Below are 304 nucleotides of genomic sequence, written 5' to 3' on the forward strand. Positions count from 1 at the left end.
GTCACGCACAATGACGTGCAGCGTTTCCAGACCAGCCATCTTAGCAGCTAACTGGCGGCGGTGGCCAGAGATAATCTCATATCCGTCACCATCCTGACGCGGTCTTGCGATAAGCGGTGCCAGCACACCAAACTGGGCAATGCTTTCCACCGTCCGGGTCATGGCTTCATCGTCCAAGACTTTGAAAGGATGGTTGGTGAACGGATGCAGCTCATCTATGGGAATCTGTTGCACCTGTTCGCTATGCTCTTCCTGTCGCTTTTCATCCGTAGAGAAAAGTTCATCTAGCCCTTTCAGAGCTAAG

General features: G+C 52.3%; 1 protein-coding gene. It reads right to left on the minus strand.

What is annotated here, in order from left to right; genetic code table 11:
• Positions 1-304: ParB N-terminal domain-containing protein (locus tag P0G09_RS18405; RefSeq protein ID WP_275253393.1), on the minus strand; the 304-nt coding region annotated here is incomplete at both ends.

The organism is Faecalibacterium sp. DFI.5.82 (genome assembly GCF_029076575.1).
Lineage (GTDB): Bacteria > Bacillota > Clostridia > Oscillospirales > Ruminococcaceae > Faecalibacterium > Faecalibacterium duncaniae.